We start from the raw sequence: 24,210 nt of genomic DNA, 5'->3' as shown, positions 1-24,210 counted from the left end.
TGGCCTCGTCAGGCGCGCAGCAGTGCCTCGATGGTCAGGCCGACCGCCGCGGAGGCCGCGAGACCGACGGCGAGCACCGCGGCGAGCAGCAGGGGTCCGCGCCCGCGTCCGACGAGGAGCGCGGTCGCGTAGGCGATCGGCGGCACCGCGATGCCGGCGCCGAGCACGAGCCACGCGTAGGAGTTGAGCGGATGGCCGGCGGCCGCGGCGAAGTCGAGGAGAGCCGCGAGTGCGGCGACCGCCTCGACGAGGTCCCACGCGTAGAGGACCGCGAAGGCCAGGGCGACGGCGACCGTGGGAACGCTGGGGCGGCGGCGGGCACGGGGCCTCCGGAGCGCGTCGGAGCGGCCCGTCACGTCGCCCCCACGAGGAGCGGGAGCGGGGCGAGCACCACGAGCCCCACCGCGAGCCAGGAGGCGCGCTGCCGCGCGGTCCGCGGGAGCAGGAGGCAGGCGGCGAACCAGGCGGGGGCCGAGGCCACGGCGAGCAGCTCGCCGGCGGCGTACAGGGCGGCGGGCAGCGCACCCTCGGGGGTGTGCGAGGTGCGGAGGGCGGCGACCGCCCAGCCGACGGCATACGCGAGGTACGCGACGGCACTCGCCGCGACGGCCGCGAGTCGCACCAGCCGGGACCGCGGCGGCGCGGCATCCCTCTCCCCCACGCCCCCATGATCCTCGACCCACCCGGGGAAACGCAGAAGCGGCGCCACCCCGGGGAGGGGTGACGCCGCTTCGTGCGCGAGGAGCGGCAACCTGGGCGACGAAGGGCAGCCGTGCGCGGTTGCCGTTCGTCGCTGCCGTTGCCGTCAGCGAGGGACCGAGGTCAGCGCGCGACGCTGCCCTCGGTGTAGTCGGCGTCCGACTGCTTCCACGCGAAGAGCGCGCGCAGCTCGCGGCCGGTGGCCTCGATGGGGTGCTGCTCGCCCTTCTTGCGCAGCTCGAGGAACTCCGGGCCGCCCGCGTCCTGGTCCTTGATGAACCGCTCCGCGAACGCGCCGCTCTGGATGTCCGCGAGGACCGCCTGCATGTTCTCCTTGACGCGCGGGTCGATGACGCGCGGGCCGGAGACGTAGTCGCCGTACTCGGCGGTGTCGGAGATGCTCCAGCGCATCTTGGCGATGCCGCCCTCCCACATGAGGTCGATGATGAGCTTCAGCTCGTGCAGAACCTCGAAGTAGGCGACCTGCGGCTGGTAGCCGGCCTCGGTCAGCGTCTCGAAGCCGTACTGGACCATCTGCGAGAGACCGCCACAGAGTACGGCCTGCTCGCCGAAGAGGTCCGTCTCGGTCTCCTCGGTGAAGGTCGTCTTGATGCCGCCGGCGCGGAGGCCGCCGATGCCCTTCGCGTAGGAGAGGGCGAGGTCCCAGGCCTGGCTGGTGGCGTCGTTCTCGACGGCGACGATCACGGGAACGCCGCGGCCCGCCTCGTACTCGCGGCGGACGGTGTGGCCGGGGCCCTTGGGGGCGACCATCAGCACGTCGACGCTCTCCGGCGCCTTGATGTAGCCGAAGCGGATGTTGAAGCCGTGACCGAACACGAGCGCCTTGCCCTCGGCGAGGTTCGGCTCGATGTCGTCGCGGTAGAGGTGACGCTGGACCTGGTCCGGCGCGAGGATGACGATGACGTCGGCCCACTTGGCGGCCTCGGCGGGCGTCTCGACGCGGAAGCCCTGGTCCTCGGCCTTGCCGCGGCTCTTCGAGTCCTCCTTGAGGCCGATGACGACCTCGACCCCGGAGTCGCGGAGGTTGAGCGCGTGGGCGTGTCCCTGCGAGCCGTAGCCGATGACGGCGACCTTCTTGCCCTGGATGAGGGCGAGATCGGCGTCCTTGTCGTAGTAGATGTCGGTCATCGTTTCCGTGTCTTCCTTCTCTGTGCGTAGGTCATGGACGACTTGCCGGAAAGTCGGGTTCCGCGGGACCGGAACCGCGATTCTCCGGCAAGTCGGAGGTCAGCTCTTGGCGACGGGGACGCGCTCCGTGATGCTCTTCGCGCCCCGGCCCATGGCGAGGAGCCCGGACTGCGCGAGCTCGCGGATCCCGTACGGCTCGAGCACGCGGAGCAGCGCCTGCGTCTTGGCGGTGTCGCCGGTCACCTCGATCACCAGTGCGTCCGAGGTCACGTCGACGACCTTCGCGCGGAACAGGTTGACCGCCTCGAGGATCTGCGACCGGGTCGTGTTGTCAGCGCGCACCTTGATGAGCATGTGCTCGCGCTGCACGGACTGGCCCGGGTCGAGCTCGACGATCTTGATGACGTTGATCAGCTTGTTGAGCTGCTTCGTCACCTGCTCGAGCGGCAGGTCCTCGACGTCGACGACGACCGTGATCCGGGACAGCCCCGAGATCTCGGTCGGGCCCACCGCGAGGGACTCGATGTTGAAGCCGCGGCGGGCGAACAGGCCGGCGACGCGCGTGAGCAGACCCGGCTTGTCCTCGACGAGCAGGGAGAGCACGTGGCTCATTCGTTGCCTCCGGTCACGGTCGGCAGCGGCGACTCGTCGTCGCGGCCGGTCTCCGACAGGTCGTCGTCCCAGCTCGGCGAGTGGTCGCGCGCGTACTGGATGTAGCTGTTCGACACGCCCTGAGGCACCATCGGCCACACCATCGCGTCGGCGCTCACGACGAAGTCGATGACGACCGGGCGGTCGTTCGTCTCCAGCGCGAGCTCGATCGCGGCATCCACCTGGTCCTCGCGCTCGACCCGGATGCCGAGGCAGCCGTACGCCTCCGCGAGCTTCACGAAGTCGGGCACGCGCATCGTCTGGTGGCCCGTGTTGAGGTCGGTGTTGGAGTAGCGGCCGTTGTAGAACAGCGTCTGCCACTGCCGCACCATGCCCAGCGAGCTGTTGTTGATGATCGCGACCTTGATCGGGATGTTGTTGATGACGCAGGTTGCGAGCTCCTGGTTCGTCATCTGGAAGCAGCCGTCCCCGTCGATCGCCCACACGGTGCGCTGTGGCTCGGCGACCTTCGCGCCCATCGCGGCGGGCACCGCGTAGCCCATGGTGCCGGCGCCGCCGGAGTTGAGCCACGAGTTCGGGCGCTCGTACTTGATGAACTGCGCCGCCCACATCTGGTGCTGGCCGACACCGGCCGCGTACACGGACTCCGGCCCGGACAGCTCGCCGATGCGCTGGATGACGTGCTGCGGCGAGAGGAGACCGTCGCTCGTCCTCGTGTAGCCGAGCGGGAACTCGCTGCGCAGGCCCTCCAGGTAGCTCCACCAGGCGCTGTAGTCGGGCGGCGTGGTGCCCTTGGCGTCCTGGAACGCGGCGAGGAGGTCGACGAGGACGTCCTTGAGGTCGCCCACGATCGGCACGTCCGCGGTGCGGATCTTCGAGATCTCGGCGGGGTCGATGTCGACGTGCACCACCTTCGCGCGCGGCGCGAACATCGCGGCCTTGCCGGTCACGCGGTCGTCGAACCGGGCGCCGAGCGAGACGAGGAGGTCCGCCTCCTGCAGCGCGAGCACCGCGGGCACGGTCCCGTGCATGCCCGGCATGCCGAGGTGCTGCGGGTGCGAGTCGGGGAACGCCCCGCGCGCCATCAGGGTCGTGACGACGGGCGCACCCGTGGCCTCGGCCAGGGCGACGAGCTCCCGCGACGACTGGGAGCGGATGATGCCGCCGCCGACGTAGAGGACCGGCTTCTTCGCCTCGGCGATCAGCTGGGCGGCCGCGACGATCTGCTTGCCGTGCGCCTTGGTGACCGGACGGTAGCCGGGCAGGTCGATCTTGGGCGGCCACACGAAGGGCGCGGTGTTCTGCTGCGCGTCCTTCGTGATGTCGACGAGGACCGGGCCGGGGCGTCCGGTCGAGGCGATGTGGTACGCGGCGGCGAGAGTCGCGGGGATCTCCGCCGCGTCCTTCACGAGGAAGCTGTGCTTCGTGATCGGCATCGTGATGCCGACGATGTCCGCCTCCTGGAACGCGTCCGTGCCCATGAGGGTCGAGAACACCTGACCGGTGATCGCGAGCAGCGGCACCGAGTCCATGTGCGCGTCCGCGATCGCCGTGACGAGGTTCGTCGCACCCGGACCGGACGTCGCGATCGCGACACCGACCTTCGCGCCCGCCGTCGCATAGCCCTCGGCGGCGTGCCCGGCGCCCTGCTCGTGCCGGACCAGGATGTGCCGGATCTTGGAGGTGTCCATGAGCGGGTCGTAGACCGGCAGGATGGCGCCTCCGGGCAGGCCGAAGACGTCGGTGACGCCGAGGAGCTCGAGGGTCCGGACGACGGCCTCGGCCCCGGTCAGCATCTCGGGGGCATCGGTTTCGGTGGCGTGCTTGGGCGTTGCGGGCGCCGGAGTGGCAGGCATGGGGATGTCGATCCTCGAAGGACGTGAGAACGGTGCGGGGAAGGCCGCGAACTACCCCGTGATCGCGCCCGTCGCTGCCGACTGGACGAGCTTGGAGTACTTCGCGAGAACGCCACGGGTGTAGCGCGGGGGAAGCGGGGCCCAGTTCTCGGCCCTGGCTTCGAGCTCTGCCGGGTCGACCAGTAGGTCGATCGTGCGAGCCGCGATATCGACCCGTATCAGATCACCATCGCGCACGAAGGCGATGGGACCAGCGTCCACCGCTTCGGGTGCTATGTGGCCGATGCACAGGCCGGTTGTGCCGCCTGAGAATCTGCCGTCTGTCAACAGTAGTACATCGCGGCCGAGTCCTGCGCCCTTGATGGCCGCCGTGATGGCGAGCATCTCGCGCATCCCGGGTCCGCCCTTGGGGCCCTCGTAGCGGATCACGACCACGTCGCCGGCCCGGATCTCGCCCTCGGTGAGGGCGTCCATCGCGGCCCGCTCGCGCTCGAAGACGCGCGCCGGGCCCTCGAACACCTCGGCGTCGAAGCCGGCCGTCTTGACGACGGCGCCCTCGGGGGCGAGGGAGCCGGACAGGATCGTGAGGCCGCCCGTCGCGTGGATCGGGTTGTCGAGCGGGCGGAGCACCTCGCCGTCGAGCGGGGCGATGTCCATCTCGGCGAGGTTCTCGGCGAGGGTCTTGCCCGTGACGGTGAGGACGTCGCCGTGCATGAGCCCGGCCTCGAGCAGCGCCTTCATGAGGACCGGCAGGCCGCCGAGGCGGTCGACGTCGTTCATGACGTACTTGCCGAAGGGCTTGAGGTCGCCGATGTGCGGGACGCGGGAGCCGATGCGGTTGAAGTCGTCGAGCGTGAGCTCGACCTCGGCCTCGTGCGCGATCGCGAGCAGGTGCAGCACGATGTTGGTCGAGCCGCCGAGCGCCATGCCGACCGCGATGGCGTTCTCGAACGCCTCCTTGGTGAGGATGTCGCGCGCGGTGATGCCCTCCTCAAGCATCCCGACGACCGCCTGTCCGCTGCGGTGGGCGAAGTAGTCGCGGCGCCGGTTCGCCGAGGGCGGCGATGCGGAGCCGGGCAGGCTCATGCCGAGCGCCTCGGCGACGGAGGCCATGGTGTTGGCGGTGTACATGCCGCCGCAGGCACCCTCGCCCGGCGCGAAGTTGCACTCGATCTGCTTGGCGTCGGCCTCGCTCATTGTGCCGGCCTTCACGGCTCCGACCGCCTCGAAGGAGTCGATGATCGTGATGTTCTTCTCGGTGCCGTCCGAGAGCCGGACCCAGCCGGGGGCGATGGACCCGGCGTAGACGAACACGGCGGCGAGGTCGAGGCGCGCCGCGGCCATCAGCATCCCGGGCAGGCTCTTGTCGCAGCCGGCGAGCAGCACGGCGCCGTCGAGGCGCTCGGCCTGCATGACGGTCTCGACGCTGTCCGCGATGACCTCACGGGAGACGAGCGAGAAGTGCATCCCCTCGTGTCCCATGGAGATGCCGTCGGAGACGCTGACCGTGCCGAACTGGAGCGGGAAGCCGCCGCCCGCGTGTACGCCCTCCTTCGCCGCCTGCGCGAGGCGGTCGAGCGAGAGGTTGCACGGGGTGATCTCGTTCCACGAGCTCGCGATGCCGATCTGCGGCTTGTCCCAGTCGCCATCCCCCATGCCGACCGCGCGGAGCATCCCGCGCGAGGTCATGGCCTCGATGCCGTCCGTGACAACCCTGCTGCGCGGCTTGATGTCGGGCTCGCCCTGCTTCGTTTCGGACACGTAAAGAGGGTACCCTCCCGCCGACGGGCCCCGGCCCGGGTGCCGCGCCGTTCCGCATTCCGGTCGAAGTGCCACTTGGTGCTGTCATCCGAGCCGGATGGGAGCACCAGGTGGCATCTCGAGGGAGCTCATCGGGCGGGAGAGGGCGGCGCGGACGCGCGCGGCCACGGCGTGCGGCTGCGCCAGGTGGTGCGAGAGGACCCGGATGACGCGCCAGCCCTCGCGGGCGAGATCCTCGAGGCGCTCGACGTCCCGCTCGTACTGGCGGCGGTCGCTGCGGTGCTGGTCGCCGTCGTACTCGACGACGACGCGCTCCTCGGCGTAGACGAGGTCGCCGCGCGCGACGAAGCGGCCCTGCGCGTCGTGGATGTCGGCGTTGAGCGCCGGCTCGGGCAGGCCCGCCTGGGCGAGCAGGAGGCGGAGGCGCGTCTCCATGGGCGACTCCGACCCGACACGGACGAGGCGGATCGCCTCGCGCAGCGTCGCGACACCCCGAGCTCCGCCCGCGCGGGGAAGCAGCCCCGCGAGCTCGTCGGGCGTGCACAGGGGCGCGGAACCCCCGACGAGAGCGTCCCCGACGATGACGAGCTGCTCGAGCGTGAGCTCCGAGGCGAGCTGCCGGAGGGTGTGCGCCGGCGAGGTGACGAACCAGCCGTTGCAGATCACCGTGTCGACCCTCTCGACCGTCGTGTGGTGTCCGACGACGCCCGCCATCCTCGGGGCGCGGTCGGGACGGTAGACGCAGACGTGCAGCGGCTCGTCCTCGTCCGCGCCCGGGACGGGGAGGCCGTGGATCCGTGCCGCCGTCCGGTGGCTGAAGAACTGGCCGGGAGCCATCACGGCGGCGTAGGCGGCGCAGCGGTCGAGGACGGAGCCACCGACGGCGCCCGTCGTCCGCACTCCGCGGAAGGGAGCGTCGAGGTCCGGGCCGCGGAGGCGGCCCTTAGTCACGCCGCGGGCGGCGGCATCTCTCGTCCGGAACGGCTCCTCGGCCCAGCGAGGAAGGGGTGTGCTCGGTCGCGACATGGCCGGGAGGGTGCCGCATCCGCGTCCCGCTCGCCGAGCGCGTCCACACCCTCCGTCGAGATGCCACCTGGTGCGCTCATCCGGGCGCTTTGACAGCACCAAGTGGCACTTCGACGGACTCTTCGAGCGGCTACCGGGCGAGGAGGGCGGCGCGCTGCTCGGGCGGGAGGTGCTCGATCGCGTAGCGGAGCGTCACCCGGGGCATCGTCGCGGCGTGCTCCTCGAGGAACGCGACGAGGCGGTCCCGGTCCACCCTGCCGATGTCCCGCAGGGCCGTGCCGACCGACTTGTTGACGAGCTCCTCCGGATCGTGAAGGAGGATGCCCGCGAGCGCGAGCGCGTCGTCGAGGTCGCGCTCGCGGATGAACCAGAACGCGGCCGTGATCGCGGTCCGTCGCTCCCACGGATCGGTCGACGCGGCCAGCTCATAGAGCGGCGCGCGCGACTTGTCCGCCAGGTACCAGCCGACGACGCGCGGCGCGGCACGGTCGACGAGGTCCCAGCTGTCGATGCGGTCGTGCCGCCGCAGATACAGCTCGTAGAGGTCGCGGCGCTCGTCGTCGGTGATCCTCCCCTGGCGGGCCTTGAAGTCGAGGATGCTCACCGCGCCGACCCGGCCCTCGTAGATCCCGCTGTCCAGGAGTCGCTCGACCTCGTCCAGCGGCATCCGCTCGAACGCCTTCGCCGTGTCGAAGACGGTCTTCATCCGCACGCCGAGGGGTTCGGCGTCGCCCCGGTAGTAGCGCCGGATCTTCTCCCGGTTCGCGGCCGACTGGTGCTCCCGGACCACGTCGAGGTAGGCCTCCGCCGTGAGATCCGTCATGCGGCGATGATGGCGCATCGAAATGCCACATGGTGCTCCCATAGTGCGCTTTTGGGAGCACCAAGTGGCATTTCGACGGGAAACGGGGACCCGAGAACGGGCACCCGGAGAACCGGGGGCCGCCGTCAGTTGGACGGGGCGTGCCGGTCCGCCCAGGCGGCGCGGAGGTCGGCGAGGAGCGTGAGGACGCTCGCGACCTCGTCCGGGCCGTCCACGCGGAAGTCGGCGACCGTCGTGCCGGGGCCGATCTTGAGGGCGAGGTCATTCGGGCCCAGGGCCTCGAACGCGTCCTCGTCCGTGACGTCGTCGCCCGCGTAGAACACAGCCGTCGAGCGGGTGTAGCGGCGGAGGTGCTCCACCGCCTCGCCCTTCGTCGTCGCCCGGACGGAGAACTCGAGGACGTCCTTGCCGCGCCGCACCGTGAGGTCGTTGATCTCCGCCCGCGCCTCGGACAGGGCGACGAGGTGCGCGATCCGGCTGTTGCGCTCTGTGGCCATCCGCGTGTGCAGGGCGAAGCCGGCGGGCTTCGCCTCCACCCACACCTCGTCGAGGTTGTCGGCGACCTGGTCGAGGACCTCGCCGAGGAGACCGAGCCTCGCCTGCTCGTCCTCGTCGAGGGTGAACGCGTCGTCGGGCGAATCGAGCCGCAGCTCCACGCCGTGCGAGCCGACGAGGAGGACCTCGTCGCCGACGCCCGCGACCTCCTCGAGGCTGTCGATCGCGCGGCCCGAGACGAGGGCGACCCGTGTGGCGGGGAGCTGCTGCAGGCGGGACACGGCCGCCCGGTTCTCCGGGAGCGCCCGCGCCTTCGCCGGGTCGTCCACCACGGGGGCGAGCGTGCCGTCGAAGTCGAGGGCGACGAGCAGGCGCTCGGTGCCGGCGAGGTCCGCGAGCGCGTCGCGGAGGGCGCGCGGCAGGCCGGGCGAGGCGGACCCGACCCGCGAGTCGGTCGCGCTCATCGGCCGCTCATTCGGCGGAGTCGTCCGACGCGTCAGGCGCGACGAGCGACGGCGCGCCGGCCGGACGCGTCCGCTCGAGCACCTGGAGGAAGGAGGTCGACCACCGCTGCACGTCGTGCTCGAGCACGCGGCGGCGCAGAGCCCGCATGCGGATCGCGCGCTCGCGCTTCGGCATCGCGATGGCGGTCATGATCGCGTCCTTGAGCCCGTCGATGTCGTGCGGATTGACGAGCAGCGCGCTCTTGAGCTCGTCCGCGGCACCCGCGAACTCGCTGAGGATCAGGACGCCGTCCTCGTCCACCCGGCTCGCGACGTACTCCTTCGCGACGAGGTTCATGCCGTCGCGCAGCGCCGTGACCAGCATGACGTCGGCGGCGAGGAACAGCGCGACCATCTCGTTGCGCGGGTAGCTGTGGTGCAGGTAGCTGATCGCCTGGTGGCCGATGGTGCTGTAGTCGCCGTTGATCCGGCCGACCGTCAGCTCGATCTCGTCCCGCAGCGCCTTGTACGTCTCCACCCGCTCCCGGCTGGGACTCGCGACCTGGACGAGGATGGCCTCCTCGACGGTGAGCCGGCCCTCGGCCAGGAGCTCGCCGAACGCCTTCATGCGGTGCCCGATGCCCTTGGTGTAGTCGAGCCGGTCGACGCCGAGCATGACGACCTTCGGATCGCCGAGCTCCCGCCGGATCTCGACCGCGCGCCGGCGGATGTCCGGATCCTCGGCGAGCACCTCGTAGCCCTGCGCGTCGATCGAGATGGGGAAGTGCCGAGCGATGACGGTGCGGCTGCCGCCCCCGGCCCGCTCGTCGGGGACTTCGATGATCGTCCCCTTCGCCGAGTAGCCGAAGAGGCGGCGGACGGCGCGCGCGAAGTTGCCGGCGTCCGCGTTGCGCTGGAACCCGATGAGGTCGGCGCCGAGGAGGCCCTCGACGATCTGGCGCCGCCACGGCAGCTGGGAGTAGATGCCGTATGCCGGGAACGGGATGTGGTTGAAGAAGCCGATGGTGAGGTCGGGCCGGAGTTGCCGGAGCATCGCCGGCACGAGCTGCAGCTGGTAGTCCTGCACCCAGACGGTGCCCTCGTCCTCGGCCACCGCGGCCGCCTGCTCGGCGAAGCGCCGGTTCACCTCGACGTAGGTCTCCCACCACTCGCGGTGGTACGCGGGCGGGGCGATGACGTCGTGGTAGAGAGGCCAGAGCGTGCCGTTCGAGAAGCCCTCGTAGTAGTCCTCGACCTCGCGCTCGGTGAGCGCGACCGGCACGAGCCAGGAGCCCTCGCTCTCGAACGGCTCGAACTCCCGGTCCGCGATGCCCGGCCAGCCGATCCACGCGCCTCCGTTGGCGCGCATGAGCGGCTCGATCGCGGTCACGAGCCCGCCCGGGGAGTGCTGCCACTCGCCCTTCCCGCCGCGCTCGACCCGGTCGACGGGGAGCCGATTGGACACGACGACGAACGCGAACCGCTCGGAGCTCTTCGTGTCGATGATGTCGTCCGATCCCTCGTGCAACGGCGGCCCAGTCTAGCGATCGCGCCCGGAAGCTCTCCGGCCCGGCGACTCCCCCGTCCGCTGGGCGCGCCGGATGTCGTCCTCGAGCTCGTCCCGGATGAGCAGATCCTGGCGGACGCTGCCGACGCGGTACCCGGCACGGCCCAGCATGTGCGCGGCCATGGGCGTCGTGATCAGCTGCAGGGCGATCACGGGCAGCACCGCGAGCAGCGTGATCCACGAGCTGGACGCGAGGACCAGTGCCGCGAGCATCGCGATGAGTCCGAGGTTCTGCGGCTTCGTGGCGGCGTGCATCCGGGACAGCGCATCGGGGAAGCGGAGGACGCCGATGCCGGCCGAGAGCGCGAGCACGGCCCCCAGCAGGAGGAGGATCGCGGCGAGGAGCTCGCTCCAGTCCACCGGCATGTCAGCTCTCCCTTCCCGCCGGACCCCGGGCTGGGGCCGCGGACTCCTCGGGGCGGCGGTCGTGCTTGGACACGTAGCGGGCGACCGCGATCGCGCCGAGGACGGCCGTGCCGGCGAGGGCGAGCACGAGCGGCAGGGACCGCGTGTGCCCGCCGATGGCCATGTCGGCGACGAGCGCGAGCACGACGACCGTGAGCAGGAGGTCCGATGCGACCATCCGGTCGACGATCGCCGGCCCGCGGACCAGCCGGAGGAGCACCAGGAGGGCGGCCGCGGCGAGCAGGATCCCGGTGGCCGCGTGCAGGACGTCGACGACGCTCATCGGCTCGCCTTCCGGAGCTCGGCGCGCGACCCGATCGCGCGGAGGAGGCGGTACTCGGTGTCGAGCGCGTGGTGCCGGATCCGCCGCACGTCCTCGCCGTCCTGCACGCCGAGCGCGTGCAGGAACAGGGTCGAGCGCTGCCGGTCCACCTCGAGCACGAGGGAGCCCGGTACCAGGGACAGCGTGACGGCGACGAGCGTGAGGATCAGGTCCGACTTGGTGGTGAGCCGGACCTCGACGATCGCGGCGCGCGGAGTCCGGCGCGGATCGAGCGCGAGCGCGGCGACCTGCACGGATCCCGCCACCACCTCCCCGGCGAAGCGGATCAGGTAGAGGAGGAGGTGGCCGACGTGGAGGCGCCCGGTCAGCTGGACCGGCGGCAGCTCGAACACCCGCGTCGCGAGCAGCGCGACGGTGATCCCCGCGAGGACGTCGATCGGGGTGAACGATCCCCAGAGCAGCAGCCAGAGCAGCACCAGGCCGCCGAGGAGGAGGAGCTGGTGCGCTGCGCCCCTCCGGCTGCCGTCGCCGTGCCGGACCCCGCTCACGGCCTGTCCCCCAGGACGCTGCTGATGTAGCGCGAGGTGCCCTGCAGGTCGCTGCCCGCCCGCTCGGCCAGCGCGTAGAGGGGGCCGGCGAGGACGGTGAGGGCGACGCTCAGGGTTACCATCCCGATCGTCGCCCCGACCATGAGCCGGGACAGCGACCGCGTCGCGACCGTGGTGTCGCCGTACGGGTTGTCCTGGAGCTCCGCGGTGAGGGCCGAGGTGTACTCCTGAACCTCCTGCTGCGGGCGCCAGAACGCGAGGTTCCAGGTCCGCGCGAGCGGGTACAGCGTCAGCAGCGAGACGGCGACGGCCGCGGCGAGGAGGACGAGCGCGAGCGGCGTCCCCACCTCCGCGGCGGCCTCGAGCAGCCCGAGCTTCCCGATGAAGCCGGAGAAGGGCGGGATGCCGCCCAGGTTGAGTGCGGGGATCAGGAAGAGGGCGCCGACGAGCGGCGATGCCGAGAGCAGGCCGCCGAGCCTGCTGACGGAGGTGGTCCCGCCGACCCGCTCGACGAGTCCCGCCGCGAGGAACAGGGTGGTCTGCACGACGATGTGGTGCATCGTGTAGAAGACAGCAGCGGCGACGCCCGCCGCGGTGCCGAGCCCGACGCCGAGCACCATGTAGCCGATGTGGCTGACCAGCGTGAAGGACAGCATCCGCTTGATGTCGGCCTGCGCGATGGCGCCGAGGATCCCGACCACGAGCGTGAGCAGGGCGATGACGAGGAGCGTCTCGTTGAGCTCCGGCGTCGGGAACAGGATCGTCTCCGTGCGGATGATCGCGTAGATGCCCACTTTGGTCAGCAGCCCCGCGAAGACGGCCGTGACGGGAGCGGGAGCGGTCGGGTAGGAGTCGGGCAGCCAGAAGGACAGCGGGAACACGGCCGCCTTGATCCCGAACGCGATCAGCAGGAACGCGTGCAGCAGCGTCTGCAGCTCGGGAGGCAGGTCGGCGACCCGCTCCGAGATCTGCGCGATGTTCACGGTGCCCGTCGCGCCGTAGATCAGCGCGATCGCGGCGAGGAACAGCAGGGAGGACAGGAGACTGACGACGACGTAGGTCGTGCCGGCGCGGATGCGGGCCTCCGTGCCGCCGAGCGTGAGCAGGACGTAGCTCGCGACGAGCAGGATCTCGAACCCCACGTAGAGGTTGAAGAGGTCGCCCGCGACGAACGCGTTCATGACCCCGGCCGCCAGGACGAGATAGCTCGGGTGGTAGATGGACACCGGGGTCTCGGCGTCGTTGTCCGCGAGGCCCTGGCCGATGGCGAACACGAGGACGGCGAGGAGGACCGCGGCGGAGACGGACACCATGAGCGCCGCGAGGCGGTCGACGACGAGGACGATCCCGAACGGGGCGGGCCAGCCGCCGACGTCCATCACGAGCGGCCCGGACGCGTCCACGACGACGACGAGGACCACCCCGATCGCGAGCACGGCCGAGAGCGTCGCGACGGTGACGGCGCGCTGGAGGCGCGGCCGACGCCCTGTGAGCAGCGCGGCGGCGGCCCCGATGAGCGGGAGGAGCACGACGAGGGGCACGAGGAGGTTCACCGCGCGCTCCCCTCGTCGGCGGGGACGGGGTCCCCCGCCTCCTCCTGGTCGTTGCTCGGCGGCGTGTCGGGCTCCCCGCGGTCGGGCGCCTCGGTCGGCTGCGTCTCGCGCGTGCCGACGGCGACGTCCTCGGCGTCCAGCTGCACCTCGTCCTGGTGAGCGAGGCGCCAGGAGCGGTAGACGAGCGCCATGAGGAACGCGGAGACGGCGAAGGTGATGACGATCGCGGTGAGGATGAGCGCCTGCGGCACGGGGTCCGAGTACGGCTCGGACTCCTTCCCGTCCACGATCGGGGCGGAGCCGGCGGGTCCGGACACGATGAGCAGCAGGAGGTTCGTCGCGTTGCCGAGCAGCAGGAACCCGAGGATCACGCGGGTCATGCTCTTCTCGAGCAGCAGGTAGACGCCGCAGGCGTAGAGGACGGCCATCACGGCCACCAGGGCGAGGGACGCGGTCATCGGCGGGCTCCCGCTCCCGCCGTCCAGCGGCGCTGCTCTTCGGCCTCGAGACGCCCCGCGAGGGAGGGCTCGTCGCCCTCCTCCTCCTGGCGGTCGACCTCGGCACCGAGGCTGCGCAGGACGTCGAGCACGAGACCGATGACCACCAGGTACACCCCCACGTCGAAGATCGTCGAGGTGACGAGCGACACCGACCCGAACCAGCCGAGATCGAGGTCGAGGTAGGTGGACGTGAGCGCGTCCACCCCGAGGAAGAGCGGCACGACTGCGGCACCCGTGGCGAACAGGAGGCCGCTGCCGAGCAGGGCCCCCGCGCTGACCGGGGCCGCCGCGGCGAGCTCGATGCGGCCGGCCGCGAGGTAGCGGGCGACCAGCGCGAGACCCGCCACGAGCCCTCCCGCGAAGCCGCCGCCCGGCGCGTTGTGGCCGGCGAGCAGGAGGTACAGCGAGAGCACGATGAGGGCGGGGAACACCAGCCGCACGACGACCTCGAGGAGGATCGAGCGGTTCCGCGGCGCGAGGGTGCGGCCGGCGAGCAGCCAGGATCCGCGGTCGTCGTGGTCCGCCGACGGCCGGCCGGAGCGCCCGCGCAGCAGCGACAGGCCCGATCGCCGCGCGAACTCCGGCATCCGGTCGCTCCGGCTGGACAGGAAGACGAGGCTCGCGACGCCCGTGGCGGCCGCAATGATGACGCTGAGCTCGCCCATGGTGTCCCAGCCGCGGATGTCGACGAGCGTCACGTTGACGACGTTGACGCCGTGTCCGCCGTCGACGGCGAGCCGCGGGAACTCGACCGCGATCGGGGTCGCCGTGCGAGCCGCGAGGGCGACGAGCGCGACGACCGACATGATCGCGCCCACCGCGATCCCGAGGGCCGCTCGGCCGAGCCGGAACGAGGAGCCGTGCTTGGTGCCGAGCCGGGCGGGCAGCCGCCGGAGGACGAGCACGAATGCGACGAGGGTCACGAGCTCCACGAGCGCCTGGGTGAGCGCGAGGTCCGGCGCGCCGAAGTCCGCGAAGAGGAGCGCCATGCCGAACCCGGTCACTCCGACGAGCACGACGGCCTGGAATCGCTTCGCCGCGACGGTCGCGGCGATCGCCGCGACCGACATCACCACGGCGGCGACGGGCTGCATCGGCTGGTCCCACAGCCGCGCCTCCGGCAGCGGCGGGGCGAGGCGGACGAGGGCCGAGACGACGGCGACGACGAACACGACGAGGATCACCGCGAGGTAGTACGGGAGGGATCCGCGCTGGACGACCTTCGTGGTCCGCGCAGCGACCCGGTCGATTCCGCTGAGGGTGCCCCGGTACGCGTCGCTCGCGGACCTCCGCAGCGCGAGTCGCGCCTGGACCCGGGCGATCGGCTCGCGCAGCAGGAAGGCGCCGAGGCCGAGGCCGATGGTGACGGCGGACAGGAGCAGGGGGATGCCGATCCCGTGCCACAGGGCGAGGTGCTCGACCTCGCCCTCGGCGGGCAGCACGTCCGCGACCGGGGCGAGCACCGCGTCGAGGCCCGGGGCGGCGATGCCGCCGGCGAGCCCGAGGACCGCGAGCACAGCCGGCGCGAGGAGGAACGCCGGGGACTCCCGGATAACGCCGACGTCCGGGACGCCCGGCTTGCGCGCGAAGGCGCCCCAGTACACGCGCGCCGCGTAGGCCGCGGTGAGCGCCGAGCCGGCCGTGGAACCTGCGAGGGCGATCCAGCCGAGGACGTCCCCGGACTCGCCGGCGTGCACCATCGCGGCGAGCACCGTCTCCTTGCCGACGAACCCGGCGAACGGCGGCAGCCCCGCCATCGACGCCGCGGCGAGCGCCGCGACGACCGCGAGCGCGGGCGCCGCCCGTCCGAGGCCCGACAGCTTCCGGAGGTCGCGGGTGCCGGTGTCGTGGTCCACGATGCCCACGACGAGGAAGAGGGTCGACTTGAAGAGCGCGTGGGCGACGAGGAGGGCGAGGCCGCCGAGCAGGGCGTCCCTGGTGCCGAAGCCGATCGCCGCGGTGAGGAAGCCGAGCTGCGCGACCGTCCCGTACGCGAGCACCAGCTTGAGGTCGGTCTCGCGCAGCGCCCGCCACCCGCCGACCAGCATGGTGACGAGGCCGAGCAGCACGAGCGACTCGCGCCACCCGGGTGTCTCGGCGAAGGCCGGCGAGAACCGCGCGGCGAGGTAGATCCCCGCCTTCACCATCGCCGCGGCGTGGAGGTAGGCGCTCACCGGTGTGGGCGCCGCCATCGCGCCCGGGAGCCAGAAGTGCAGCGGCACGACCGCCGACTTGGAGAGGATCCCGACGACGATCAGGACGGCGCCCACCGTCCCGACGGCGCCCTCCGGCGCCCGGGTCGCCAGCTCGCTGAGTCTGCTCGTGCCCGCCGCCGTCGTCAGGAGCACGAACCCTGCCAGCATCGTGAGGCCGCCGAAGGTCGTCACCAGCAGGGCCTGGAGCGCCGATCCCCTGCTGGCCCGCCGCGAGGAGTAGTGGCCGATCAGCAGGTAGGAGAAGACGGTGGTCAGCTCCCAGAACACGAACAGCAGGTAGACGTCGTCGGCTACCACGAGGCCGTACATCGACCCGGCGAACGCGGTCAGCGATCCGGCGAAGGCGCCGAGGTGCGGCTCGTCGTTCCGGAAGTAGCTGCGGCAGTAGACCAGCACGAGGGCACCGACGCCGCCGACGAGGAGGGCGAGCACCCAGGACAGCGGGTCCAGGCGGGTGTCGAGGGTCAGTCCGAGGGCGGGCACCCAGGGCACGCGCTCGGAGACCCCGCGCGCGAACACGGCGGGCGCCGCCAGGGCCGCGTGGACGACCGCCGCGACCGCGGGCACCGCCGCGAGCAGGAAGACGCGGGTGCCGAGACGCGGGGTGAGCGCCGGCACGAGCACGGACGCGATTCCGAAGGCGCCGAGGACGACGAGCATGTCTCCTCCGTACGTCGGGCGGCCAGCGGTCGTCGCGTGCGGGGTCCGATCACGAACCGAGCGGCACGACCCGATTCTACCGGGGACCGGTGCGCGGGTCCCGGAGGGGCGGCGGGGAAGCGGCGCTTCAGAGGGCGAGAACGGTGCGCGTCGCGGACGCGAGCGGAGCGGCGTAGGACCGGCCGTGCGACGCGGCGTGGACGGCGAGCGGGTGCAGCTGGTGGAGGGGCAGCCGCTCCCGCCACCCGGTTCGGAGCGGATGCGACTCCTGGTATCCCGTGACGATCTCGTCGAGGTGGGGGCAGCCGAAGAGGTCGAGCATCGCGAGGTCCGTCTCGCGGTGCCCGCCGTGTGCGGCGGGGTCGATGAGCACGGCGCCCTCGGCCGTCCACACGACGTTGCCGTTCCAGAGATCGCCGTGCAGCCGGGACGGGCGGTCGCCGTCGTCGAACTCCCCGCTGGCGATCCGCTCGCACGCCCGCCGGACGAGCGCCGCCTCATCGGAAGTGACGTGGCCGCGCCGCTCCGCACGGTCGAGGTAGAACAGGACGCGGTCGGACGCGTAGAACTCCCCCCACGGCCGCTCCCCTGACGAGACGGGGAGCTCCTGCCGGCCGAGGAAGCACGGGCCGGCCCAGCCGTCGGGCGGCGCACCGAACGAGGCGGCGCCCGCGTCGTGGGTGCGTGCGAGCGCGGCACCGAACGCCCTCGCCGCGGTCGCCGTGGGCCGCGCGTGCGAGAGCGCCTCGAGCTCGATCCCGTCATCGCTGACGCCGAGGACACGGACCACGCGCGCGCCGCGCGCCTCCCGCAGCCACTCGAGCCCCGCGGCCTCCGCCGCCGCAGCCCCGGGCGACGCGGAGCGCTTGAAGAACCGCGATCCCGGCGACGACACGCGAGGGAGAGTACCGGACACGCCGGGAGGGATCGCCGGGGCGGGAGTCGGCGCTGCTCGCCCGACCGATCGCAGGCGATGCCCCCTCTCGCGGCCCCGCAACCTCTCCGGCTGCTGACCGCCGCCGGAGATCACCCAAGAGGAGGAGGAGCCGCCGAACCGGTCGGCGTACGCTCGGAGACCATGATCCCGATCGGCGTGAGCACGTCCTGCGTGTACCCGGAAGGGGCCGAGCGCGCCTTCGCCACCGCCGCGGAGCTCGGCTACGACGGCGTCGAGGTGATGGTGACGCGCGACGAGGTCACCCGCGATGCCGGTGCCCTGATCGCCCTGTCGGACCGCTACGCCGTCCCGATCCTCTCCGTGCACGCCCCCGTGCTCCTGTTCACGCAGTTCGTCTGGGGCCGCGACCCCAGGGTCAAGCTGGAGCGCTCCGCGGGGCTCGCCCGCGCGGTCGGCGCCGGCACGGTCGTCGTCCATCCGCCGTTCCGCTGGCAGCGCGCGTATGCCGGCCGCTTCCTCGACGTCGTCGCCGCGACCGCCGACGAGTACGGCGTGACCGTCGCGGTGGAGAACATGTTCCCGTGGACCGTCCGCGGCCGGACGATCTCGGTGTACGCGCCCTCGTGGGATCCGCTGGAGCTCGACTCGGACGCCGTCACGCTCGACTTCTCGCACGCCGCGCTTTCGGGGAGGGACGGCATGGAGCTCGCCGCGGCGCTCGGACCGCGGCTGCGGCACGTCCACCTGTGCGACGGCCCGGTCGCCACCGAGGAGGGCACGGCCTTCGATGAGCACCTGCCCCCGGGAGCCGGCTCCCAGCCGATCGCCGAGACCCTCGCGTGGCTGGCCGGGAGCGGGTGGGACGGCCGGATCGTCGCCGAGGTGAACACCCGGCACGCCGCCGACGAGCACGAGCGGCTCGAACTCCTGCGCTCGACGCTGGAGTTCGCGCGCCGGCACACCGCCGTCCCGGCCCCGGCCCCGGAGGACGGCGCGCTCCGCTGACGGGGCTGCCCCCTCCTCCCACGCGCTGCATCGCGACGCGAGGGAGGCGGGGTCAGACGCGTGCCGCGGGGATCGCCGCGACCTGCGCGGGGACCGGGTGCGCGAGCCCCAGCGCGTACGCGGAGCGCTTCCGGGCGATCGCGAGCATGGTGAGCGCGCCGGCGACGAGTCCCCATGCCGCGAGCGCTATGGCGGCGGCGATCACGGGGGCCGGGCCGACCCCGGTGAGGATCGACTGCATGCCGACGACCGCCTGGGTCATCGGCAGGTAGGGGCTGACGGCCTGCCACGCCTCTGGCACGATCTCGATCGGGTACAGCCCGCCGGTCGCGGTCAGCTGCAGGGCGAGCAGCATCAGCGACAGCACGAGTCCCCACCGTCCGAGCGACGCCGTGAGGAACGCGTGGATGCAGGTGAACACCGCGCCGATGAGGAGGGCGAAGGGCAGCGTGGCGGGCAGGGCGGACCACTCGATCTTCAGGCCGAGGTGCAGCAGCGCCACGAGCAGCAGCGCCTGCGCGAGGACGATCGAGCCGGCCCGGACCAGCGCGTAGCGGGCGATCCGGAGGTTGGACGCCGTGGAAGCGAGGATGCGCGGGGTGAACAGGGTGAGCGCGAGGAAGGTGGCGAGCGCGCCGATCCAGAGGCTCACCGGGATGAACAGGCTGGACGCCATAAGGGGCAGGTCGTCCACCTCGTGCGCGCGCTGGGTGGTGAGGCCGATGGGCGACGCGCCCACCTCGGCGATCTGCTGTGTCTCCTCCTCGCTGTAGTCGGGGATCTGAGCGGCACCCTCCGCGAGTCCGGACGAGAGCTCCAGGGCCCCGTCGGCAAGCGTGGTGACACCGCTCGCGGACGCGTCGAGCCCGGTCACGAGCTGGGACAGGCCGCCGCTCAGCGAGCCCGCCGCCCCGCTGATCTCGCCCGAGGCTGCGTTCAGACGCGCGGCGGCGCCCGCGATCGAGGAGATGCCGCTCTGGGCGGACGCGGCTCCCTGGGCGCCGGACACGAGGGCGGGACCGGCGCCGGAGAGCTGCGCGAGCCCCTGGGACACGGCCTGGAGTTGCGCGTAGACCGCGGGGTCCGTCGTGGCGGGGTCGAGCTGGGCGACGGCAGCGGAGAGAGCCTGCGAGCTGGCGGTGACGTTCGAGGTGTAGTTGCCCACCGCTCCCGGAAGCTGCTGCAGGCCTCCGGTGGCGTCGCGGAGCTGCGCGAGCCCGGAGCTGACGCTTCCGACGCCGCTCGTGTACTGGCTGATGCCGCCCGCGAGGGAGGAGGCGCCCTGCTGGGTCGCCGACGCGCCGTCCCGCAGTGCCGTGAGTGCCGTCGCGAGGCCGCGGGCGCCCGTCTCGAGACCCGTGGCGCCATCCGCGGCCGTGGTGAGGGCGGCCTTGACCTCGGCGGTGCCGCCGACGAGCCCGGCGATGAACTGCTGCGAGATCTGCTCGCCGAACAGCGCGGCGAGGCCCTCGCCGACCGCCTCGGACACCGGCCCGACCAGGTACCCGTGCGCGTCGTCCGTGCGGAGGGAGACCTGCCCCTTGGTCGGGTCCTCGGTCGACAGCGAGGTGACCGCGGCGGAGAAGTCCTCCGGGATCAGGAGGACCGCGTAGACGTCGCCCCTCGCGAGCGCGTCCTCCGCCTCCCGCTCGTTCGTGATGCGCCAGTCGAATGCGCCGGCGCCGCCTCCGGTTCCGCTCCCGGTGAGCTCGGTCACGAGCAGGCGTCCGGCGAGGACCGGCGTGACGGTGCCGTCCTCCTCGGTCTGCTCGACCATCTCGTCCTGGTTGACGATGGCGGCGGGGATGCGCCCGTCACGCGACCCGACCTCCGAGAGCGCGCCCGCGAACAGGGCGACGACCGCGAGCGGCACCAGGATCAGGATCACGAGGGCGAGCGCCCGGAGGGCGGGCCGCGAGGCGAGGGAGGTCACGAGAGGACCGCCTTTCGACGGAGGGAGGCCGTCGCGAGGGGACGGCTCTGTCGGGTTTCGGGTTGCGGCTCGGCCGCTGCGGCGAAGAGCACGGAGGTCTCGGGCAGGACGATCGCGTCGGCGAGCCTGAGGGCGGTCTCGAGTCGGCGTCCCTCGGTCTCGCCCAGGTCGATCGCGACGACCCCCGCTCCGGACGCGACACCCAGGGCGAGCGCGACGGCGATCCGCCCCTCGAGCGGCAGCGCGGCGGTGCGGTCGCCGCGGCGCACGGGCGGCAGCCCCTCGAGGTCGAGAGCGCTCGCCATCCGCTCGAAGATCACGCGGGCCGACGCCCTCCGGGACCCGAACGGCGGCCGCGTCATCGTCAGGCGCTCGTTGATGAGCTCGCCGACGGGCGGCTCGACCACCGGGGCGATGTCGAGGAGCGCGACACGGCGGGCGATCCCGGTGGCGTCGCTCGGCAGCGGGAGCCCGAGCACCTGGGCGTGCCCGGCGATGATCGGAAGCCGCCCGGAGAGGGCGGACAGGACGGCGCGCCGCTCCCAGGGGTCCGCGGCGATCACGCCGATGCCGCCCGAGGGCACCTCGATGCTGAGCGGGGCGTCCGCTCCGGGAATGATGAGGCCCTCGGCCGACACGGCGGCGCCGTCGCGGGCGCGCGCCCACTCGAGCCCCGTGCGGTGCGCTCCGAGGCTCTCGCCCTCGATGTCGACGTTCGGCAGCAGCCGGCCGAGCCAGCGCGGCAGGTACCAGGCGGCGCGCCCGGCGAGCGCCATGGCCGCGGGCACGAGCGTCATCCGGACGAGGAACGCGTCGAACAGGATGCCCGTCGCGAGCGCGAGCGCGATCGGCTTGATCGGTCCCGACCCCTCCGGCACGAAGGACGCGAAGACGAAGAACATGATCAGCGCGGCGGCCGTGACGACCCGGGCGGCGTGGGCGAAGCCGACCTCGACCGCCCTGCGCGCGTCGCGCGTGTGCACCCAGGTCTCGCGCATCCCGCTGACGAGGAAGACCTCATAGTCCATCGCGAGGCCGAAGAGCACGGCGATGAGGAGGATCGGCAGGAAGCTGAGGATCGGGCCGGGCTCGACCCCGAGCACGTCGGCGAACCAGCCCAGCTGGAAGACCGCGACGACCACACCGAACGAGCCGATGATCGAGAGCAGGAACCCGAGCGCGGCCTTGATGGGCACGAACAGGGACCGGAACACCATCATCAGCAGCAGGATCGAGAGCCCGAGCACGATCGCGGCGAACGGGATGAGCGCGCGTCCGAGCGTGGACGAGATGTCGATCATCACCGCGGTCGTCCCGGTCACGGCGAGAGGTGTGCCGAACTCCTCCTCGATCGACGGCGCGAGGTCGCGGATCCGCTCCACGAGCGCGGTGGTCTCCGGGGAGTCGGGAGAGCTCTCCGGGATCACCTGGATGATGGCGGTGTCCACCGACGGGTTGGGCGTGCCCGGACCCACGGCGCTCACGTCGGGCAGCTCGCCGAGGCGCTCCCGGATCTCCTCGAGGTCCTCGAGCACCTCGGTCGTCTGGGTGATGTCGACGAGCACGAGCAGCGGCCCGTTGCGCCCGGGCCCGAAGGCGTCCGCCACGATGTCGTACGCCTTGCGCTGCGTGGAGTCGCGCGGCTCGGAGCCGTTGTCCGGAAGGCTGAGCTGGAGCTGCAGCGCCGGCACGAGCAGGGCCCCCAGCAGGCCGACCACGAGCACGACGGGAACGATCGGGGCCTTCAGCAGGAGGCGCACCCACCGGGTGCCGAAGGACGGCTTCGCGTCCTCTGCGTCCAGGGCGCGGACGGGGACCGCGGCGACGCCTGGTGAGGAGGCGGTGTCGGGGGTGTCGCGCGTGGGGGCGGCGGCATCGGTGCTCGGGGACGTGGCGGCCGGGATGGCGTCGGTGTCGGATGCGCCGAGGGTGTCGATGTCCGATGTGGCGAGGGCGTCGATGTCCGATGCCTCGGGGCCGGACGCGGCGGCGGATGCACCCGCGGGGCCGGGTGCGGCGGCGCCGTTGTCGGACATGGCCGCGATCGCGCGGCGAGCCGCCCGCGATCCCGGCTTCGGAGCGAGGCGGCGCCCGGCCAGCCCCAGCAGCGCGGGGAGCAGCGTCACGGAGACCAGCACCGCCACGAGCACGGCGCCGGCCGCTGCGACGCCCATGACGGAGAGGAACGGGATCCCGACCACGAGGAGGCCCAGGAGCGCGATGATCACGGTCAGCCCTGCGAACACGACCGCGCTTCCGGCCGTGGCGATCGAGGATCCCGCCGACTCGCGCGGATCCATGCCGGTGGCGAGCTGGTTGCGGTGGCGCGAGACGATGAACAGCGAGTAGTCGATGCCGACCGCGAGCCCGATCATGAGGGCGAGCATCGGCGCGGTGCTCGAGACGCTCGCGAACGAGGCGACGAGCGTGATGGCGCCGACGGTGATCCCGACCGCCACGAGCGCCACCAGCAGCGGGAATCCGGCCGCGAGCAGGGATCCGAAGGTCATCACGAGCACGACCGCCGCGAACACGACGCCGAACGCCTCGATGATCGTGATGCCGAACTCGTTGTCCTGGAACACCTGCCCGCCGAACTCCACGGTGAGCCCGGCGTCCCGGGCGGAGTCGGCGGTGGCGAGGACCTCCTCGATCGTCGCCTCGCTCACGTCCTCGGAGCTGCTGTCGAGGGTGACCTGGGTGATGCCGACCCGCCCGTCGTCCGACACGGCGTCCGTCGCGAACTCGGAGAACGGGGTGGACACGGACTCGACGCCGTCGACCCGCTCGAGGTCCGCCGCCATCTCATCGATCGCGGAGGAGTAGCGGTCGTCCTCGACCCGATCGCCCTCAGGGGCCTGGTACACGACCTGGATGTTCGCCCCCGCGGCCTGCGGGAACACGGCGTCGAGCTTGTCGATCGCCTCCTGCGACTCGGTGCCCGGGATCGCGTAGGACTCCTGGGTCTGCCCGCCCAGCAGGACCGCGCCGGTGCCGATCGCCGCGCCGAGCACGACCCAGGCGATGAGCACCCGCCACGGCCGGCCGTAGGCCCAGCGTCCGAGTCGGTACAGGAGGGTAGCCATGCCGGTGTCCTTCGGGTGTGTCAGCGGGCGGGCTGGGAGGAGGAGAGCAGCGACGAGACGGTTCGCAGCAGGGCATCCCGGACGTCGTCGGTGTCGGCGAGCTCCTCGGACGACCAGTTGGCGGCGGCGACCAGGGAGTACGCCGCGCCGGCGAGGGCGACGCCGAAGCGGATCCGGTCCTCGACACCGGGGATCCTGTCCGCGATGGCCTCGGCGAAGCGCTGGAGGAGGGCGTCGGCCGTCGCGACCGGCTCGATGTGCTGCAGGAAGCGGCCCTGGTTCATGAAGAGGTGCACGGCCAGGCGGTGCGCGAAGAGGTAGTCGATGAACCGCTCGACGAAGCGGTCGTGCTCGTCGGGATTCCCATCCCCCGGATACCCGGCGACGAGGGCCCCGAGCGCGTCGACGGCCGGCTGCACGGCGGCCGCGAGGAGCGCCTCCTTGGACTCGTAGTGGTACAGGACGCTCGACTTCGAGAGCCCCGCCGCCTGCGCGATGGACCCGAGCGACGTGCCGCCGAATCCGGCGGTCGCGAACTGCTCCAGAGCGATGCGCTGGAGCGCCAGGGCGGAGGACGGGACAGTCACTCGACCGACAATACTGTCCGATCGGTCAGTCCGCTGGGGAAATGGGGGCGATGGCCGCCCCCAGGACAGGGGTCGGTTCGTTTAATGGACTGCCGACCAGGAGAA

At 72.2% G+C, this 24,210-nt stretch carries 21 protein-coding genes; 1 reads left to right on the top strand and 20 read right to left on the bottom strand.

The features are described from left to right. Positions 1 to 8: 8 nt before the first annotated feature. The 17 genes from J3P30_RS09140 to J3P30_RS09060 all read right to left on the bottom strand — a co-directional run bounded on the left by J3P30_RS09140 (position 9) and on the right by J3P30_RS09060 (position 17,491). A complete protein-coding gene (locus J3P30_RS09140) occupies positions 9 to 356 on the bottom strand; it encodes a hypothetical protein (RefSeq protein WP_210480738.1) in 348 nt (115 codons plus the stop codon). Beyond that, positions 353 to 661 carry a hypothetical protein gene (locus J3P30_RS09135; protein ID WP_210480736.1) on the bottom strand — a complete coding sequence of 103 codons (309 nt, stop codon included), beginning with the start codon at positions 659 to 661 and terminating at the stop codon, positions 353 to 355. The genes J3P30_RS09140 and J3P30_RS09135 overlap by 4 nt, the downstream gene beginning before the upstream one ends. 161 nt (positions 662 to 822) lie before the next feature. Beyond that, on the bottom strand, positions 823 to 1,848 hold the full coding sequence (gene ilvC / locus J3P30_RS09130; RefSeq protein WP_210480735.1) for a ketol-acid reductoisomerase: 1,026 nt from the start codon (positions 1,846 to 1,848) through the stop codon (positions 823 to 825). 99 nt (positions 1,849 to 1,947) lie between these two features. Continuing rightward, complete coding sequence (ilvN, locus tag J3P30_RS09125) at positions 1,948 to 2,460, bottom strand: acetolactate synthase small subunit (protein ID WP_210480733.1); 513 nt, start codon at positions 2,458 to 2,460, stop codon at positions 1,948 to 1,950. Beyond that, positions 2,457 to 4,316 (bottom strand): acetolactate synthase large subunit, encoded by a 1,860-nt coding sequence (locus J3P30_RS09120; RefSeq protein WP_210480732.1) that lies wholly within the window; start codon positions 4,314 to 4,316, stop codon positions 2,457 to 2,459. The genes ilvN and J3P30_RS09120 overlap by 4 nt, the downstream gene beginning before the upstream one ends. Positions 4,317 to 4,367: 51 nt before the next feature. Then, positions 4,368 to 6,077: a dihydroxy-acid dehydratase gene (gene ilvD, locus J3P30_RS09115; protein WP_307807452.1), complete on the bottom strand. Its 1,710-nt coding sequence runs from the start codon at positions 6,075 to 6,077 to the stop codon at positions 4,368 to 4,370. Positions 6,078 to 6,161: 84 nt separating this feature from the next. After that, the gene (locus J3P30_RS09110) at positions 6,162 to 7,103 is read right to left on the bottom strand and encodes an endonuclease domain-containing protein (protein ID WP_210480730.1); all 942 of its coding nucleotides are present in this window, start codon (positions 7,101 to 7,103) and stop codon (positions 6,162 to 6,164) included. A 130-nt stretch (positions 7,104 to 7,233) separates the two neighbouring features. Continuing rightward, positions 7,234 to 7,926, bottom strand: a complete 693-nt coding sequence (locus tag J3P30_RS09105) for a DNA alkylation repair protein (protein WP_210480729.1) — start codon at positions 7,924 to 7,926, stop codon at positions 7,234 to 7,236. A gap of 125 nt (positions 7,927 to 8,051) precedes the next feature. Beyond that, on the bottom strand, positions 8,052 to 8,885 hold the full coding sequence (gene otsB, locus J3P30_RS09100) for a trehalose-phosphatase (RefSeq protein WP_210480728.1): 834 nt from the start codon (positions 8,883 to 8,885) through the stop codon (positions 8,052 to 8,054). 7 nt (positions 8,886 to 8,892) lie between these two features. Continuing rightward, positions 8,893 to 10,392, bottom strand: coding sequence for a trehalose-6-phosphate synthase (locus J3P30_RS09095; protein ID WP_246852745.1), 1,500 nt, complete (start codon positions 10,390 to 10,392; stop codon positions 8,893 to 8,895). A 12-nt stretch (positions 10,393 to 10,404) separates the two neighbouring features. Then, positions 10,405 to 10,797: a monovalent cation/H(+) antiporter subunit G gene (gene mnhG / locus J3P30_RS09090; protein WP_210480727.1), complete on the bottom strand. Its 393-nt coding sequence runs from the start codon at positions 10,795 to 10,797 to the stop codon at positions 10,405 to 10,407. Position 10,798: 1 nt separating this feature from the next. Beyond that, the gene (locus J3P30_RS09085) at positions 10,799 to 11,119 is read right to left on the bottom strand and encodes a monovalent cation/H+ antiporter complex subunit F (RefSeq protein WP_210480726.1); all 321 of its coding nucleotides are present in this window, start codon (positions 11,117 to 11,119) and stop codon (positions 10,799 to 10,801) included. After that, positions 11,116 to 11,667 (bottom strand): Na+/H+ antiporter subunit E, encoded by a 552-nt coding sequence (locus J3P30_RS09080; RefSeq protein ID WP_210480725.1) that lies wholly within the window; start codon positions 11,665 to 11,667, stop codon positions 11,116 to 11,118. The genes J3P30_RS09085 and J3P30_RS09080 overlap by 4 nt, the downstream gene beginning before the upstream one ends. Continuing rightward, positions 11,664 to 13,220 carry a Na+/H+ antiporter subunit D gene (locus J3P30_RS09075; protein ID WP_210480724.1) on the bottom strand — a complete coding sequence of 519 codons (1,557 nt, stop codon included), beginning with the start codon at positions 13,218 to 13,220 and terminating at the stop codon, positions 11,664 to 11,666. Before J3P30_RS09075 ends, J3P30_RS09080 begins: the two co-directional genes overlap by 4 nt. Beyond that, positions 13,217 to 13,678, bottom strand: coding sequence for a Na(+)/H(+) antiporter subunit C (locus J3P30_RS09070; RefSeq protein ID WP_210480723.1), 462 nt, complete (start codon positions 13,676 to 13,678; stop codon positions 13,217 to 13,219). Before J3P30_RS09070 ends, J3P30_RS09075 begins: the two co-directional genes overlap by 4 nt. Beyond that, a complete protein-coding gene (locus J3P30_RS09065) occupies positions 13,675 to 16,596 on the bottom strand; it encodes a Na+/H+ antiporter subunit A (RefSeq protein ID WP_210480722.1) in 2,922 nt (973 codons plus the stop codon). The genes J3P30_RS09070 and J3P30_RS09065 overlap by 4 nt, the downstream gene beginning before the upstream one ends. A gap of 127 nt (positions 16,597 to 16,723) precedes the next feature. Then, entirely contained in the window at positions 16,724 to 17,491 is a 768-nt protein-coding gene (locus J3P30_RS09060; protein WP_307807451.1) for a fructosamine kinase family protein, read from the bottom strand. 183 nt (positions 17,492 to 17,674) lie between these two features. On the opposite strand from J3P30_RS09060, the gene J3P30_RS09055 reads away from it, so the two are divergent. After that, the gene (locus tag J3P30_RS09055) at positions 17,675 to 18,499 is read left to right on the top strand and encodes a sugar phosphate isomerase/epimerase (protein WP_210480720.1); all 825 of its coding nucleotides are present in this window, start codon (positions 17,675 to 17,677) and stop codon (positions 18,497 to 18,499) included. 52 nt (positions 18,500 to 18,551) lie between these two features. On the opposite strand, the gene J3P30_RS09050 is transcribed toward J3P30_RS09055, so the two are convergent. The 3 genes from J3P30_RS09050 to J3P30_RS09040 are packed head-to-tail and all read right to left on the bottom strand — an operon-like array spanning position 18,552 to position 24,105. Further along, complete coding sequence (locus tag J3P30_RS09050; protein ID WP_210480719.1) at positions 18,552 to 20,432, bottom strand: YhgE/Pip domain-containing protein; 1,881 nt, start codon at positions 20,430 to 20,432, stop codon at positions 18,552 to 18,554. Further along, on the bottom strand, positions 20,429 to 23,518 hold the full coding sequence (locus tag J3P30_RS09045) for an MMPL family transporter (protein ID WP_210480718.1): 3,090 nt from the start codon (positions 23,516 to 23,518) through the stop codon (positions 20,429 to 20,431). The genes J3P30_RS09050 and J3P30_RS09045 overlap by 4 nt, the downstream gene beginning before the upstream one ends. Positions 23,519 to 23,538: 20 nt before the next feature. Continuing rightward, a complete protein-coding gene (locus tag J3P30_RS09040; protein WP_210480717.1) occupies positions 23,539 to 24,105 on the bottom strand; it encodes a TetR/AcrR family transcriptional regulator in 567 nt (188 codons plus the stop codon). Positions 24,106 to 24,210 lie beyond the last annotated feature (105 nt).

The organism is Naasia sp. SYSU D00948 (genome assembly GCF_017916515.1).
Lineage (GTDB): Bacteria > Actinomycetota > Actinomycetes > Actinomycetales > Microbacteriaceae > Naasia.
Note: the sequence above shows the minus strand (reverse complement) of the source record. Positions and strands in the feature narration are given on the sequence as shown.

Coding starts and splice junctions, on each gene's coding strand:
- ilvC (WP_210480735.1), bottom strand. CDS start 1,848: ATGACCGACATCTACTACGACAAGGACGCCGATCTCGCCCTCATCCAG.
- ilvN (WP_210480733.1), bottom strand. CDS start 2,460: ATGAGCCACGTGCTCTCCCTGCTCGTCGAGGACAAGCCGGGTCTGCTC.
- J3P30_RS09120 (WP_210480732.1), bottom strand. CDS start 4,316: ATGCCTGCCACTCCGGCGCCCGCAACGCCCAAGCACGCCACCGAAACC.
- J3P30_RS09110 (WP_210480730.1), bottom strand. CDS start 7,103: ATGTCGCGACCGAGCACACCCCTTCCTCGCTGGGCCGAGGAGCCGTTC.
- J3P30_RS09105 (WP_210480729.1), bottom strand. CDS start 7,926: ATGACGGATCTCACGGCGGAGGCCTACCTCGACGTGGTCCGGGAGCAC.
- otsB (WP_210480728.1), bottom strand. CDS start 8,885: ATGAGCGCGACCGACTCGCGGGTCGGGTCCGCCTCGCCCGGCCTGCCG.
- mnhG (WP_210480727.1), bottom strand. CDS start 10,797: ATGCCGGTGGACTGGAGCGAGCTCCTCGCCGCGATCCTCCTCCTGCTG.
- J3P30_RS09085 (WP_210480726.1), bottom strand. CDS start 11,119: ATGAGCGTCGTCGACGTCCTGCACGCGGCCACCGGGATCCTGCTCGCC.
- J3P30_RS09070 (WP_210480723.1), bottom strand. CDS start 13,678: ATGACCGCGTCCCTCGCCCTGGTGGCCGTGATGGCCGTCCTCTACGCC.
- J3P30_RS09065 (WP_210480722.1), bottom strand. CDS start 16,596: ATGCTCGTCGTCCTCGGCGCCTTCGGAATCGCGTCCGTGCTCGTGCCG.
- J3P30_RS09055 (WP_210480720.1), top strand. CDS start 17,675: ATGATCCCGATCGGCGTGAGCACGTCCTGCGTGTACCCGGAAGGGGCC.
- J3P30_RS09045 (WP_210480718.1), bottom strand. CDS start 23,518: ATGGCTACCCTCCTGTACCGACTCGGACGCTGGGCCTACGGCCGGCCG.